The sequence below is a fragment of the Halomonas tibetensis genome (assembly GCF_042643535.1).
Lineage (GTDB): Bacteria > Pseudomonadota > Gammaproteobacteria > Pseudomonadales > Halomonadaceae > Halomonas > Halomonas tibetensis.
Window position 1 is genome coordinate 109,614 of sequence record NZ_JBHRSQ010000014.1, and the last position, 14,729, is coordinate 124,342.

The following is a 14,729-nucleotide window of genomic DNA, read 5'->3' on the forward strand; positions in this document are numbered from 1 at the left end:
AATCATGAATCATCACAGGACAACCCTGGGCAGGACTACCCTGGCCATGGCCAGCGCCACCCTGGCCGCTGGCGTCAGCCTGGCGGCCACCGCCGAATCCCCGCATCCGGCGGTCGAGACGCTGCTGGACTTGGGCTACCCGGCTCCCCAGGAAGGCGAGCTGGTGCACATTCCGCCCACCATGGCGGATCTCGAGGCGGCCGATATGCGCCCGGAGACCAAGGCGGTCATCCGTCGCGGCTACGACCTCTTCACCAACACCCAGCAGCTGCGCGGCGAGAACGTCTTCAACGACATGAACTGCTCCAGCTGCCACCTGGGCGAGGGGCGTCAGCCGTTCAGCGCCCCGGTCTGGCCGGCAGCGGTCACGCTGCCCAACTATCGCGGCAAGAACGACCACGTCAACAACCTGGAGGAGCGCATCGCCGGCTGCTTCGCCTACTCCATGAACGGCGTGCCGCCGGAATACGGCAGCGACGACATGCTGGCGATGACCGCCTATCACCAGTGGCTGGCCAAGGGCGCCCCCGTGTACCCCGACCAGCCGATTTACGGCCGCGGTTTCCCGGCACCGGAACGCCCCGACGAGCTGAGCTACGCGAACGGCGAAGCGCTCTACGGGGAGAACTGCGCGGTCTGCCACAGCGAGGACGGTTCTGGCCACTACGAAGACGGCGAGTATGTGTTCCCCCCCACCTGGGGTGACGGCTCCAACAACTGGGGCGCCGGCATCGTGCGGACCCACACGGCGGCCGGGTTCATCAAGAACAACATGCCGCTGGGGCAGCCGCTGTCGCTCTCGGATCAGGAGGCGTGGGACATCGCCTACTACATGACCCAGCAGGAGCGCCCGCAGGACCCGCGCTACGCCGGCAGCGTGGACGTGGTGCTGGAGAAGTTCGGACCCACCTTCCACAAGAACTCCAGCTATGGCCAGGAGCGTGAGGTCGATGGCCATCGCCTCGCGGACCATGCCAACTGGGGCGAGAAGGGTGACGAGATCAAACCGTGGAACGTCGGCGTGCCGCGCTTTGAGGATCTCAAGGAAGAGTGATCCCCGACGCCCTTGGCGTTAGCAAGAAGAAGCCCCGCCTGGCAGCGCCAGGCGGGGCTTCTCGTATGGGGGCATTACCGGTTCAGGGCGCTTCGCCGCCCATGACCTCGATCATCCGTTCGGCACTCGGTAGCCCCTGAACGCGTTCGACTCGCTCGCCGTCTCGAAACAGCGTGGCGGGGGTGGCGATCATGCCCAGCTCCTCGAACAGCTGATTGTTGGCGTAGACCTGCTCCTCGATCTCGCGCGCCTGAGCGGCGGGGGCGATCTCTTCGTCGCCGTCGCTGTGGGCGTGCAGCGCCGCGGCCGGATCCTCGGCGGCGAGCAGGGTCGCGGCCTTGGCCGGGCTGTTGGCGGTGAGAATGCCCACCATGATATGGCGCAGCTGGACCTCGCCGGCCTCCACCCAGGGGCGTGCCGCTTCCCAGAACTGCCGGCAGTAGGGGCAGTTGGCGTCGGTGAAGGTGTAGATCACTCGCGGCGCGTCGGCCTCGCCATCCTGGATCCAGTGGCTCTGCTCCAGACGCTCCCACACCTCGGCGTACTGGGCGGCGCGCACATGCTCGTCCAGGGCGGCGTCGGAGAGGTCGTTGCCCTCGGCGTCCACCAGGGTGCCGACGATGGCGTGCTCGCCGTCCGGCGTCAGATAGATGGCCACCTCGCCGCTGGCGTAGCTGGCGGCATAGCCGGTCAGACCGCCAGGCGCCTCGAACTCGGCGTGGATTTCCAGGCCCTGGGCGCTGAGCGCCTGGACCGGTGCGGGCCAGTGATCATCGGCCTCGGCAAGGCTTGGAGTGGCGGCGGCCAGCGCCAGGGCGCCGGCGGGAATCAGGAAACGTGGAAGTCGCATGGTCAAGATGATTCTCATGGTGTCGGGCGCAGGCGATTCAGTCCGCGCTGCAGGGTGGCACGTGACAGCTCGCCAAAGTGGGTATCCACCAGGCGGCCCTCGGCGTTGTAGTAGAGGGTAGTCGGCATCGCCATGGCGCCGGTGGCATCGCCCAGGGCGTTGCGGGCATCGAGCAGCACGTTGTCCAGCGTCAGTGACTCGTGGTCAAGGAAACGGTTCACCAGGGCGACATCCTCGCCCTGGTTGACGAACGCGAAGGTGATGTCGCTCTCCTCCTGCTGGGCCTGCTCGAATACGGGCATCTCGCGACGGCACGGTGGGCACCAGGTGGCCCACAGGTTAACGACCATGGGCTGGGCGTCGCGCTTGGCGAGGGACGGCAGGTCGGTGGGCTCGCCCGCGAGGGTAGCGAGTGGGATGTCCGGCAGGGGACGGCTCTGGCTCTCTAGCAGCATCAGGGGGCCGGCAGTGAGCCCCCAGGTCATGGCACCGGCGAGCAGGGCGCCGCCCAGCGCCTTGCGCTGCAGCGGTGCCTTCCACAGGCGCCAGGTGGCGTAGCCTAGGCCCGCCAGCAGGCCACCCAGCGGGTCGAAGCCGCCATCGCGGATATCGAGCAGGGAGAGCGGGCCGTCGTAGCTGCCCCAGTAGCGCGCCACGAACAGCAGGCGGGCGCCGACCAGTGCAACCAGCATCAGGGTGAAAAGGGTGTCGGCGGTGGGCGTTCGGTGGCGTCGCCCGATCAGCGCGCCGGCGAGCAGCGCGATGCCAAAGGCCAGGATGATCAGCAGTTGGCCGATGGAAAAGCCCAGCGGGCCGACCGCGATGCTCTGGTTCAGTCCGTGCATGGGGGGTGCTCCGTGGGAATCGAGGTGTCCGGGTGGCAGCAACACCGCGTGGACGAGGATGGCAGTCGCGGATTAGCGGGGTATTATCCAGCATGCCGCAGCGGCGATATGGGGCGTTATGTCGCAAGGCCGTTCTGCCTGCTGGAAAGTAGGATGGTGAAGGAACCTCACCCGCCACTCTTCATAAGGAACTATTGCCATGGCCCATTTCGTCCTGCCTTCCCTTCGCTATGCCCTCGCCGGTATGGCACTTGCGCTGGTCAGTCATAGCGTGCTGGCCCAGCCGCTGTCGGTCGAGAACGCCAAGGTGCGGGCCGTGCCGCCGGTCTCCACCAATACGGCGGCCTTTATGGTGCTGCATAACCGGGGCGATAGCGACCTGGCGGTGGTCGACGCCCGTTCGCCGGCCGCCGAGATCACCGAGCTGCACAACCATGTGGACGTGGACGGTGTGATGCAGATGCGCCGCGTGGCCGAGATCGGCCTGCCCGCCGGTGGCAGCGCCGAATTGGCACCGGGCGGCCTGCACCTGATGCTGATCGACCTGGTGGCGCCGCTGCACGAGGGCGATGAGGTCGAGATCACCCTGGTGCTGGACAGCGACGAGACGCTGACCTTCTCGGCCCCGGTGCGGCGCATCGAGGTAATGGGTGGGGGTATGTCCGGGAAGGATAGCGGCCAGAATGGGGGTCACCAGGCGCACTGAGGGCGACGCTGGGCGGGGGCGGCCGCAGTCGATACAATAGGGCCACATTTTTAATCTTCCCCCTATTTTCTCCAGCCCGGAACCCTGCGATGCACTGCCCCTTCTGCGGTACCCATGACACCAAGGTCTCCGACTCGCGGCTGGTCGCCGAGGGTGACCAGGTGCGTCGCCGCCGCCAGTGCGTGGCCTGCGGTGAACGCTTTACCACCTACGAGACCGCTGAGCTGGTGATGCCCAGGGTGATCAAGGGCGACGGCTCCCGTGAATCCTTCGATGAGCACAAGCTTCGCGCGGGGATGCTGCGTGCGCTGGAGAAGCGTCCGGTGAGTGCCGAATCCATCGAGGCGGCGGTGCAGCGCATCCGCCAGACCCTGCGAGCCCGCGGCGAGCGCGAGATTCACGCCCGCGACATCGGCGAGCAGGTGATGCTGGCCCTCAAGCGTCTCGATCAGGTCGCTTACATCCGCTTTGCCTCCGTCTACCGGAGCTTTCAGGATATCGACGAATTCCGCGCCGAAATCGACCGCCTGGCTCAGGAACCCACCTTCGCTCCTGACGAGCCGCGAGGCTGACGGCGCTTTTCCGACCCCGAGGAATCCCATGGCCAAGCAGTCCCCTGAAGCCTGGATGGCCCGGGCCCTGGCGCTGGCCCGTCGCGGCCTCTATACCACCGATCCCAACCCTCGCGTCGGCTGCGTGCTGGTCAAGCATCATCGGCGGGTCGGCGAGGGGTATCATCGGCGTGCCGGAGAGCCCCACGCGGAAGTTCACGCCCTGCGTGAAGCCGGCGAGGCGGCATGGGGCGCTACCGCCTACGTGACCCTGGAACCCTGCTCCCACCAAGGACGCACCGGCCCCTGCGCCGTGGCGCTGGTCGAGGCCGGGGTGGCCAAGGTGGTGGTGGCCATGGCCGATCCCAACCCGGCGGTAGCCGGCCGCGGCATCGCACTGCTGCGCGAGGCCGGGATCGAGGTAGAGGTCGGCCTGCTCGAGGAGCAGGCCAGGCAGCTGAATCCCGGTTTCATCATGCGCATGGATCATGGCCGCCCCTTCCTGCGCCTGAAGATGGCCATGAGCCTGGACGGACGGACCGCCATGCGCTCCGGAGAGTCCCAGTGGATCACCGGCCCCCAGGCCCGCCGCGAGGTGCAGCGTCTGCGGGCCCGTTCCAGTGCCGTGATGACCGGCGTGGAATCGGTGATCTTCGACAACTCGCGGCTCACCGTGCGCCCCGAGCAGGCCGAGCTCGAGGGGGTCGAGCTGATCGCCGGCCGCCAGCCGCTACGGGTAGTGGTCGACACCCACCTGCGACTGCCTGAGGCTGCCGCCTGCCTGGCCGAGCCCGGCCGGACCCTGGTGGCCACCGTCGAGGACCGCGAGCCGGGGCGACGCGAGAGGCTCGAGGCCGCCGGCGCCGAGGTGGTTGCCCTGCCGGCCGATGGCAATGGCCGCGTGGACCTGCATGCCCTGCTGCGCCACCTGGCCGACGTGGAGCAGGCTAACGAGGTGCTGCTGGAGACCGGCGCCACCTTGGCCGGTGCCATGCTCGACGCGGGCCTGGTGGACGAAATGCAGCTGTTCGTAGCGCCAACCCTGCTGGGCGGCGACGCTCGGCCGCTGTTCCAGCTCGCCGGCATCGAGACCATGGCCCAGCAGCGTGGACTCGAGATTCTCGATATTCGCGCCGTGGGCAACGACTGGCGTATCACGGCCCGACCCGAGCGCCGCACGAAGGGAGAAAAGTAGCGTGCAGGGAGCTGCCACGTTACTCTGACGCCGTTTCGAGGCGGTATGCTGCCTGCGGACGACACGACTGTCGCCGCCTGCCGACGCCCGCCAAGCTGAATTTCTGGAGATCTCATGGTGAAATCAACTGCCGGTGGTCTGGCGCCCATCGAGGACCTGATCGAGGATATCCGTCAGGGCAAGATGGTGATTCTCATGGACGATGAGGATCGCGAAAACGAAGGCGACCTGATCATGGCTGCCGAGAAGGTACAGGCTGAGCACATCAACTTCATGGCCCGCCAGGGCCGTGGTCTGATCTGTTTGCCCATGACCCGCGAGCGCTGCGAGCGCCTCAACCTGCCGCTGATGGTCATCGACAACGGCTCGGGTTTTGCCACCAAGTTCACCGTCTCCATCGAGGCTGCCGAGGGCGTCACCACCGGCATCTCCGCGGCCGACCGTGCGCGCACCGTGCAGGCCGCGGTTGCCCGGGATGCCACCGCCAGCGATATCGTCCAGCCGGGACATATCTTCCCGCTGATGGCCGAGCCCGGCGGCGTGCTGCGCCGCGCCGGGCACACCGAGGCCGCCTGCGATCTGTCTGCCCTGGCCGGTCTCGACCCCAGCGGCGTGATCTGCGAGATCATGAACGACGACGGCAGCATGGCGCGCCGTCCGGAGCTCGAGCGCTTCGCTACCGAGCACGGCCTCAAGATGGGCACCATCGCCGATCTGATCCACTACCGCATCCACAACGAGCAGACCGTGCAGCACGTGGAAGCCACGCCGGTCCATACCGCCTACGGCGAGCTGACCCTGCATGTGTTTCACGACAGCATCCAGAATGCGCACCATCTGGCCCTGGTCAAGGGGCATCCCAGCTCCGATACCCCGACCACGGTGCGCGTGCATCTGGCAGACGCCATGCGCGATCTGCTCTCCCTGCAAAAGGGCGAAAGCGCCCACTGGAATTCCCACCGGGCCATCGCCGAGGTGGCCCGCGCCGAACGCGGTGTTTTCGTGCTTATCGACGACGGGCGGCCTCGCCAGGACCTGCGCGACTATCTCGACACCTTCCTGGAACGCCGGCGGACGCCGCGTACCAGCGATTCCGACGGTGCCGGCAACTACCTGACCATTGGTACCGGCTCCCAGATCCTGCGTCACCTGGGCGTGGGCAAGATGCGCCTGCTCAGCTCCCCCTGGAAGTTCTCGGCCCTCTCCGGCTTCGACCTGGAAGTGGTCGAACGCCTGAGCCCCGAGGACATCGCAGATGCCGCCGCCGCCGAGGCTGCGCCCTCCGAGCCCCGCAGCGACTGACGACGACTCCCCGACCATCGAGTGGGCGCGGCCACGGCGGCGCCCCAGCACTATCAGGAAGACAGCTATGGAACCCATCTCTCAAGTGGAAGGCAGCTTCATCGACGTTGACGGCCGCTATGTCATCGTCGTGGGCCGCTTCAACCATCATGTGGTCGACAGCCTGGTGGAAGGCGCCGTCGACATCCTGGTGCGCCATGGTGTCGCCAGTGAGAACATCGATATCGTTCACGTGCCGGGTGCCTGGGAGCTGCCGCTGGCGGTCAAGAAGGTTCTCCGCGTGGCCCACCCCGATGCAGTGATCGCGCTGGGCGCGGTGATCCGCGGCGGCACCCCCCACTTCGAGTATGTGGCCGGCAGCTGCAACTCGGCGCTGGGTGCTCTGCAGCTCGAGTTCGAGACCCCCATCGCCAACGGTGTACTGACCGTCAACTCCATCGAGCAGGCCATCGAGCGCTCCGGCACCAAGGCCGGCAACAAGGGCGCCGAGGCGGCCATGGCCGCCATGGAGATGGTGTCCCTGCTGCGCTGCTTCGGCGATGACGACGGGGGTGAGGAATGAGTGGCGAGCGCGCCAGAGCTCCCTCCAAGTCGCAGCTCGCGCGCCGTGCCGCCAGGGAACTGGCGGTGCAGGGCCTTTATCAGTGGCAGATGACCGGCAAGTCGATCAGTGCGGTGGAAGCCGAGTTCCGCAGCCAGCTCGCCGATGACGACCTCGAGGACCACGAGAACTGGCTCAAGGTCATGGAGATCGCCGACCTGGCGCTGTTCCATGAGCTGCTTCACAATGTGGCGCGTTTCAAGGCCGACCTCGACGCTTCTATCTCGCCACTGCTGGACCGCAAGCTCGAGGAGCTTGATCCCATCGAACTCTCCATCCTGCGACTGGGCGCCTATGAGCTCTCGCGACGCCTGGAGGTGCCTTACCGGGTGGTGATCAACGAGGGCGTTGAGCTGGCCAAGTCCTTCGGCTCCACGGACGGTCACAAGTACGTCAACGGCATCCTCGACAAGCTCGCGGGGCGTCTGCGCTCCGCCGAGGTGGCCGCCCGCCGCCGCTGAAGGGGGTGCCCCCATGCCAGAATGTCAGCACAGTGAATTCGAGCTGATTGCCCGCTTCTTCACTCCGCCGCCACCCGGATCCGACGCCGGCGTCGCGCTGGGGGTGGGGGATGATTGCACGCTGCTGGCTCCCACTGTGGGGCGGCAGCTGGCGGTGAGCGTCGATACCTCGGTGGCCGGCGTCCACTATCCCGAGGACGCCCCCGCCGACGCGGTGGGTCACCGCGCCCTGGCGATCAGCCTGAGCGACCTGGCGGCCATGGGCGCGCGTGCCCGCTGGTGCCTGATGGCGCTGACCCTGGCGGAGGCCGACGAGGGCTGGATGGAAGGCTTCTCGCGGGGTTTTCGCGCGCTCTGCGAGAGCAGCGGCACCGCGCTGGTGGGCGGGGATGTGACTCGCGGGCCCACCGCCATCGGTGTCACGGTGATGGGGGAACTGCTCCCGGGCAGCGCCTTGACTCGCCACGGCGGATGCCCGGGGGATCTCATCGCCGTGACCGGGGCGCTGGGCGGCGGGGCTGGCGGTCTGGCGCTGTGGCAGCGCGGCGAACGCGACCTGGACCACCCGCTGGTGATTCGCTATCTGCGCCCCCAGCCGCGCCTGGCGGCCGGAGAGGCGCTGGTGGGGCTGGCCAGTGCGGCCATCGATGTTTCCGACGGCCTGCTGGCCGACCTGGGGCACCTGCTCGAGTGCTCCGGCGTCGGCGCTGCCCTCGAGCCCGCGGCGCTGCCGCTGGCAGAAGGGCTGGTCGATGCACTGGGTGACGCGGGGGCCCGCCAAGCGGCCCTCTCCGGCGGAGACGACTACGAACTGCTGTTGGCCCTGCCCCCAGAGAATCTCGACGAAGCCAGAGCACGGCTTGCCGCCCTGGGCCTGCCGCTCACCGTGATTGGCCGCTTCGAGGCCGAACCCGGCCTGCGGGGCGTTGAGGAGCAGAGTGACGGCGGCGGTTGGCAGCACTTCCATGGTTGGCCGTCTCGGGGAGGAAGCTCATGAAAATGAAAAACGCGCCCGCCAGCATCTGGCATCGTCCGACCCACTTCCTGGCCTTCGGTCTCGGCAGCGGCGCCTCGCCATGGGCGCCGGGAACCTTTGGCACCCTGGCCGCCATTCCTTTCTACTGGCTGCTCTCCGAACTGCCCCTGGGCTGGTATATGTCGGTGGTGTTTGTAGCGTTCGTCTGGGGGGTATGGCTGTGCGAGAAGACCTCCCGCGATCTCGGCGTTCATGACCACTCCGGCATTGTCTGGGACGAGTTCGTGGGCTACTGGATCACCATGGCGGCGGTGCCTTTCTCCTGGGAGGCGGCGCTGTGGGGGTTCGTGCTGTTCCGCATCTTCGATGTTATCAAACCCTGGCCGATCCGCTGGGCCGACCGCCGGGTAGCGGGAGGCTTCGGCATCATGATCGACGACGTGATGGCAGGCGTCTATGCCTGGAGCATCATGCACATCTGGTTCTGGCTACACTGAGCGACGGGTGTGTTGCGGCTCGCCCGACCGGGCGACGCTGAGCGGGGAACGGGTGGGCTATGCGCAAGGAACGACTGATCGTCCCGGTGGCGGTGACGCTGGCCGTGGTATGGGCGGTGGCTCAACTCCTCGCTTCGCTGCTCTTCGAGCGAGAACTGTCGCGCGCTCTGGTCGACCTCGAGGCCCGGGGCGAGCTGGTGGTGGAGCGCAGCGATGTGGAGCGCGGCTGGCTGAGTTCTTCCGGGGTCGTGCATATTTCGCCGGTGCTGGGTGACGGTTGGCGGCTCGAGCTCTCCTATGCCGCTCGCCACGGGGTCTTCAGCACCCGGGTCGAGGGTGGCGCGCATCCCTCGACCGGCCCACGTCAGCTGCGCCTGTTCGGCGACTGGCTGCCGTCGAGTCCGCCGCGTTGGCACGCCCGCTACCAGACCCTGGGCGGGACACTGGAGGGCAGCATCCAGCTCGCCCCCTTCCTGATCAGCCAGGGTCCTCGGGAGCTGGACTTTCGAGGTGGCCAGATCAGTTTTGGGGGAGTGTACGGCGACTGGCGCCTGCGGGCTCGGCTGCAGCCCTGGCGTCTGACCGACGGAGCGGCCACCCTGGCGTCCGGGCCAGTCACCCTGGAGAGTCGCTATGCCTATACCGCCGGCGCCCACCACTTTACCCAGCATGACCTGCTGCGCATCGATGAGTTGGCCTGGCAGCAGCCCGGTCTGGAGCTCGAGGCCCATGATCTGTTCTATCTCAGCCGCATGCAGCTTGATGACAGCGAGCTGCGCATCGACGGCGAGCTGACCCTTGCCAGCGTGCTGGTGGCGGATCAGGTGTTGCTCAGCGGTCGGGTGGCCATGGAGGTGTCGCGAATCAACGCCGATGCGCTGCGCGAAGCGCTGGCCGGGCTTCGCCGGGAAGCGGCTCAGGCCCTAGAGCGCGACCCGCAGGAGCTGCTGGCACGCCTTGAGCCAGCCTTGCTGGCCACCCTGGTCGACTCGCCGCGCCTTGACCTGAAGGCGGTGGATCTTGACAGCCCCATGCTGGGAGTCGCTGCTCGCGGCGACGGGGCGCTGTTCTTCGATCCGCGCGGCCTGGATGAGCTTAGCCTGGTGCGGCTCGACGACGAAGCCGAGCAGGCGCGTTGGTTGGGGAGGCTGGACGGCGACTTTGTCTGGCGCGAGGTGCCGGCCGTGGTGTCCCTGTGGCTGGGTCTGCCGCTGAGCACGCAAGACCTGGAGATCGACGTGATACGGGGCCAGGTACGGGTCAATGGACGCCCGATGCCGCCGCTCTGGCGTTGAGCGCGGCGAGGCATCGAGGCTCGATTCGCGGCGCTTAATTGGCATGAAAGCCCGGATAAGACTTGAAGTGGCGGACCTTCGCCCGCATCCCTGAGCCATTGGCACAAGCCACCATCGGATCAGGATGATGACCATGAGCGACGAGCAGGATCGGCACCACGACCCGGATGCGCCGGAGTGGCTGCACGACTCCCTCGACGAGGATGAGCTCTTTGACCTCGGCGACCAGAGCAGTGATAGCCAGCCCAGCGAGAGCCAGCACGCCATGGTGCCGGCCCGCGACACCCTTCCCGAACGTATCTACCTGCTGCCGATCCATAACCGCCCTTTCTTCCCGGCTCAGGTGCAGCCGCTGGTGATCAATCGCGAGCGCTGGGACGAGACCATACAGCGCGTCGCCAAGACAGCGCATCGCACCGTGGGCTTGGCTTTCGTGGGGGAGGGCGCATTGGAGGGGTTGGCCCAGGACGACTTCCCCGAGATCGGCACCGCGGTAAAGATGCACAAGCTGCAGAGCGAGGAGGGGCAGCTGCAGTTTATCGCCCAGGGGCTGCAGCGCTTTCGCATTCAGCGCTGGCTCTCCAGTGAGCCCCCCTATCTGGTTGAGGTGAGCTACCCCCGCGAGCCAGTGGACGCCGAGGCCGATGAGGCTCGCGCCTACGCTATGTCGTTGATCAACGGCATCAAGGAGCTGCTGCCGATCAACCCGCTCTACGGCGAGGAGCTCAAGCACTACCTCAACCGCTTCAGCCCCCATGAACCGGGCCCTCTCACCGACTTTGCCGCCGCTATCACCTCCGCTAAAGGGCGTGAGCTGCAGGACGTGCTGGCCACCCTGCCGGTGCTTCCTCGCATGCAGAAGGTGCTGCCGCTGCTGCGCAAGGAGATCGAGGTCGCTCAGTTACAGAGCGAGATCAGCGACCAGGTCAACGCCCAGATGCAGGAGCGCCAGCGGGAGTTCTTCCTGCGTGAGCAGCTCAAGGTGATCCAGCGTGAGCTGGGCATCTCCAAGGACGACCGCGAAAACGACGTCGATACCTTTCGCGACCGCCTGGAGAGCCTGGTGGTGCCGCCAAAGGTATTGACCCGCATCGAGGAGGAACTCGATAAACTCTCGGTGCTGGAAACCGGGTCGCCGGAATACGGCACCACCCGCAACTATCTCGACTGGCTGACGAGCATGCCCTGGGGCGTGCACACCCAGGACCAGCTCGACCTGGCCCATGCCCGGCAGGTGCTCGACCGCGACCATGACGGTCTGGCCGACGTGAAGGAGCGCATCATCGAGTTTCTCGCCGAGGGCACCTTCAAGGGCGACGTGGGCGGCTCCATCCTGCTGCTGGTCGGCCCGCCCGGGGTCGGCAAGACCTCCATCGGCCGCTCCATCGCCGAGGCCCTGGGGCGCGAATTCTACCGCTTCTCGGTGGGCGGTATGCGCGACGAGGCGGAGATCAAGGGGCATCGGCGCACCTACATCGGCGCCATGCCCGGCAAGCTGGCGCAGGCCCTCAAGGAGGTTGAGGTCGAGAATCCGGTGATCATGCTCGACGAGATCGACAAGATGGGCCAGTCCTTCCAGGGCGACCCCGCCTCGGCGCTGCTCGAGGTGCTGGACCCGGAGCAGAACGTCGACTTCCTCGATCACTATCTGGACGTGCGCGTGGACCTCTCCAAGGTGCTCTTTGTTTGCACCGCGAACACCCTGGATGCGATTCCGGGTCCGCTGTTCGACCGCATGGAGCAGATTCGCCTCTCCGGCTATATCGCTGAGGAAAAGCTGGCCATCGCCAGGAACCATCTTTGGCCCCGGCTGCTCAAGCGGGCCAATATTCCCAAGAAGCGCATCAACCTCACCGAGGCGGCGCTGCGTCAGCTGGTCGAGGGTTACGCCCGAGAGGCGGGGGTGCGTCAGCTTGAGAAGCAGCTGCACCGTATCGTGCGCAAGGCGGCGGTGATGCTGCTGGAAAACGAGCAGCAGTCGGTGAAGGTCTCGGTGAAGAATCTCGAAACCTTCCTCGGTGCGCCGACCTTCCGCAAGGAGGAGGTGCTGACGGGGGAGGGCGTGGTCACGGGTCTGGCCTGGACGTCCATGGGGGGGGCCACCCTGCCCATCGAGGCCGGCAAGGTGCACTCGCTGACCCGGGGCTTCAAGCTGACCGGCAAGCTCGGCGAAGTGATGCAGGAGTCGGCCAACATCGCCTACAGCTATGTGCTGGGGCACCTGGGAGAGTACGGCGCCGACACTGACTTCTTTGACTCCGCCTTCGTGCACCTGCACGTGCCGGAGGGCGCCACGCCCAAGGACGGCCCCTCGGCGGGGGTGACCATGACCACGGCACTGCTTTCCCTGGCCAAACACCATGCCATCGACCGGCCGCTGGCCATGACCGGCGAGCTGACGCTCACCGGCCAGGTGCTGCCGGTGGGCGGCATCCGCGAGAAGGTGATCGCCGCCCGGCGCAGCGACATCTTCGAGTTGATCCTGCCCGACGCAAACCGCCGCGACTTCGACGAGCTGCCCGGCCACCTCAGGGAAGGCATGACGGTGCACTTCGCCAAGCGCTACAAGGACGTTGCCAAGGTGGTGTTCGGCTAGCCGGGCCTGTCTGGTTCCCCGCCCAGGTTGGCGGTCGCCCCGCCGTCCAGCACCAGCGTCTGGGCGGTGATGAAGGTGTTCAGGGGAGACGCGAGCTGAAGCACCGCCCGGGCCACTTCGTCGGGGCGTGCCACTCGTCCGAGGGGGGTGGCGGCCTGCCAGCGGCGTCGCGATTCGGAGTCGGCGTCCTGCATGCCGACACTGACCGGCCCCGGCGCCACCGCATTGACGAGAATGCCCTGGGGGCCCAGCTCCACGGCGAGGGCGCGTGTCAGGGACAGGATGGCACCCTTGCTCATGGCGTAGGCGCTGCGCTCGGCGCTGGTGCGCAGGCCGTGAGCCGAGGCAATATTGACGATTCGCCCGCCCTGCGGCATGAGCCTAACGGCGTGCTGCAGGGCCTGAAAGGGGCCGGTGACGTTGATCGCCATCACCTGCGCCAGGGCGTGCGCCGAGGTCTCCAGGAAGCGGGCGCGGTGAATGATGCCGGCCGCATTGATACAGGCGTCGAGACCCCCGGCGTCTTTGCCGATCTCGCGGAACGCCGCCGTAATACTGCTCTCATCGCAGAGGTCAATGGCGATAAAACGGGCCTGCTCCGGGCCAGATGACAGCAGGCTGTCGAGTGGGCTTCTTCGCTCCTCCAGATCCAGCAGCCAGAGTCGCGCTCCCTGCTCCACTAGCATCTCGGCGATGGCGCGACCGATCCCACCGCCGGCGCCGAGTAGCGCAACGTCTTGTCCTGTCATGGCAAAAAGGTTCCTCGCCTGGAAAATCGGCATTATAGTGGTTTGTGGATTCTGGACACCCAAGGAGAACAGCATGCCCCACTTCACCCGCCATCTGCTGGCGTCCGCGACGGCCGTCCTGATCGGCACCGCGGCTTTTCAAGCTCAGGCGGAGACCCGCGTCACCTACAAGTCCGCTTCGGCGGGTACCGCCTACTATCAGATGGGGGTCGAGCTCTCGGAAGCGATCCGCCAGGGGTCCGATGGCGAGGTCGTGTTGACCCTGGAAGAAAGCCAGGGCTCGGTGCAGAACGTCATGGAGGTGATGGCACGCCAGGGCAACTATGTCTTTACCACGCCGCCGGGGCTGGTGACGCAGGCCATGGCAGGCGAGGGCGCCTTTGCCGAGCGTCAGAACCCCCGCTTTCAGGAAATTCGCGGCCTTTTCCCGATTCCTGCGATCACCATGCACTTTGTGGTGGCCGGCGACGAGGGCGTGATCGGTCTGGAAGAACTCGAAGGCAAGCATATCCTCATTGGTCGCGGCACCTTCGGCGCTCGTGAGGCGGAGCGCTATCTGGAGATGTTCGACCTGCTGGACAAGGTCCAGGTGGCCAGTGCCAATATCGGCAGTGGTCCTGACGCCCTGAAGAACGGCCAGATCGAGGCCTTCGTCACCGCCAGCTCCTTCCCCACGCCCAACGTGATCGAGACGGCCGCCAGCATGGCCGTGAGCCTGGTCAGCCTTACCGATGAGCAGATTGCACAGACGGGAGCGGCTCGGCAGACCATTCCGGGAGGCACCTATCCCGGTATCGATCAGGATGTCGAGACCACCTCGCTGCCGGTGATCGCCTACACCACCACCAGCATGGATGACGACACCGCCTACACCCTGACCAGGACCTTCTGGGAGCGGCGTGACGCCATGGCCGAAGAGACCGCCTGGTGGGGGGGCATCACCCACGACATGGTCGGCAACATCGCCGGGACCCTGCATCCGGGCGCCGCACGCTACTACGATGAAGCCGGCATCGAAATACCCGACGCCCTGCGTTAATGTCCCCCCGGC

Annotated in this window: 15 protein-coding genes; 12 read left to right on the forward strand and 3 right to left on the reverse strand. The window is 66.7% G+C overall.

The features are described from left to right. Positions 1-4: 4 nt before the first annotated feature. Complete coding sequence (locus ACFODV_RS11105; RefSeq protein ID WP_379759125.1) at positions 5-1,054, forward strand: c-type cytochrome; 1,050 nt, start codon at positions 5-7, stop codon at positions 1,052-1,054. Between the two features lie 82 nt (positions 1,055-1,136). On the opposite strand, the gene dsbG is transcribed toward ACFODV_RS11105, so the two are convergent. Continuing rightward, a complete protein-coding gene (gene dsbG / locus ACFODV_RS11110; protein WP_379759128.1) occupies positions 1,137-1,904 on the reverse strand; it encodes a thiol:disulfide interchange protein DsbG in 768 nt (255 codons plus the stop codon). A 14-nt stretch (positions 1,905-1,918) separates the two neighbouring features. Then, on the reverse strand, positions 1,919-2,749 hold the full coding sequence (locus ACFODV_RS11115; protein ID WP_379759132.1) for a prolipoprotein diacylglyceryl transferase family protein: 831 nt from the start codon (positions 2,747-2,749) through the stop codon (positions 1,919-1,921). A gap of 199 nt (positions 2,750-2,948) precedes the next feature. Here ACFODV_RS11115 and ACFODV_RS11120 point away from each other — a divergent pair, with 199 nt between their 5' ends. The 10 genes from ACFODV_RS11120 (at position 2,949) to lon (ending at position 12,929) form a co-directional block, all read left to right on the forward strand. Then, positions 2,949-3,455: a copper chaperone PCu(A)C gene (locus tag ACFODV_RS11120; RefSeq protein ID WP_379759135.1), complete on the forward strand. Its 507-nt coding sequence runs from the start codon at positions 2,949-2,951 to the stop codon at positions 3,453-3,455. 89 nt (positions 3,456-3,544) lie between these two features. Further along, the gene (nrdR, locus tag ACFODV_RS11125) at positions 3,545-4,027 is read left to right on the forward strand and encodes a transcriptional regulator NrdR (protein WP_379759138.1); all 483 of its coding nucleotides are present in this window, start codon (positions 3,545-3,547) and stop codon (positions 4,025-4,027) included. 28 nt (positions 4,028-4,055) lie between these two features. Continuing rightward, on the forward strand, positions 4,056-5,201 hold the full coding sequence (ribD, locus tag ACFODV_RS11130) for a bifunctional diaminohydroxyphosphoribosylaminopyrimidine deaminase/5-amino-6-(5-phosphoribosylamino)uracil reductase RibD (protein ID WP_379759141.1): 1,146 nt from the start codon (positions 4,056-4,058) through the stop codon (positions 5,199-5,201). Positions 5,202-5,315: 114 nt separating this feature from the next. Then, positions 5,316-6,503: a bifunctional 3,4-dihydroxy-2-butanone-4-phosphate synthase/GTP cyclohydrolase II gene (ribBA, locus tag ACFODV_RS11135; protein ID WP_379759144.1), complete on the forward strand. Its 1,188-nt coding sequence runs from the start codon at positions 5,316-5,318 to the stop codon at positions 6,501-6,503. A 67-nt stretch (positions 6,504-6,570) separates the two neighbouring features. Continuing rightward, positions 6,571-7,065, forward strand: a complete 495-nt coding sequence (ribH, locus tag ACFODV_RS11140) for a 6,7-dimethyl-8-ribityllumazine synthase (protein WP_379759147.1) — start codon at positions 6,571-6,573, stop codon at positions 7,063-7,065. Further along, positions 7,062-7,565 carry a transcription antitermination factor NusB gene (gene nusB / locus ACFODV_RS11145; RefSeq protein WP_379759150.1) on the forward strand — a complete coding sequence of 168 codons (504 nt, stop codon included), beginning with the start codon at positions 7,062-7,064 and terminating at the stop codon, positions 7,563-7,565. Before ribH ends, nusB begins: the two co-directional genes overlap by 4 nt. A gap of 13 nt (positions 7,566-7,578) precedes the next feature. Next, complete coding sequence (gene thiL / locus ACFODV_RS11150) at positions 7,579-8,562, forward strand: thiamine-phosphate kinase (RefSeq protein ID WP_379759153.1); 984 nt, start codon at positions 7,579-7,581, stop codon at positions 8,560-8,562. A 2-nt stretch (positions 8,563-8,564) separates the two neighbouring features. Then, complete coding sequence (locus ACFODV_RS11155; RefSeq protein WP_379759535.1) at positions 8,565-9,038, forward strand: phosphatidylglycerophosphatase A family protein; 474 nt, start codon at positions 8,565-8,567, stop codon at positions 9,036-9,038. A gap of 59 nt (positions 9,039-9,097) precedes the next feature. After that, on the forward strand, positions 9,098-10,333 hold the full coding sequence (locus ACFODV_RS11160; RefSeq protein WP_379759156.1) for a DUF945 family protein: 1,236 nt from the start codon (positions 9,098-9,100) through the stop codon (positions 10,331-10,333). A 133-nt stretch (positions 10,334-10,466) separates the two neighbouring features. Beyond that, positions 10,467-12,929 carry an endopeptidase La gene (gene lon, locus ACFODV_RS11165; protein WP_379759159.1) on the forward strand — a complete coding sequence of 821 codons (2,463 nt, stop codon included), beginning with the start codon at positions 10,467-10,469 and terminating at the stop codon, positions 12,927-12,929. Here the strand turns inward: lon and ACFODV_RS11170 are convergent. Then, entirely contained in the window at positions 12,926-13,678 is a 753-nt protein-coding gene (locus tag ACFODV_RS11170) for an SDR family NAD(P)-dependent oxidoreductase (RefSeq protein ID WP_379759162.1), read from the reverse strand. The two genes, lon and ACFODV_RS11170, sit on opposite strands and share 4 nt — an antisense overlap. Positions 13,679-13,751: 73 nt before the next feature. Here ACFODV_RS11170 and ACFODV_RS11175 point away from each other — a divergent pair, with 73 nt between their 5' ends. Continuing rightward, positions 13,752-14,717 (forward strand): TAXI family TRAP transporter solute-binding subunit, encoded by a 966-nt coding sequence (locus ACFODV_RS11175; protein ID WP_379759165.1) that lies wholly within the window; start codon positions 13,752-13,754, stop codon positions 14,715-14,717. Positions 14,718-14,729 lie beyond the last annotated feature (12 nt).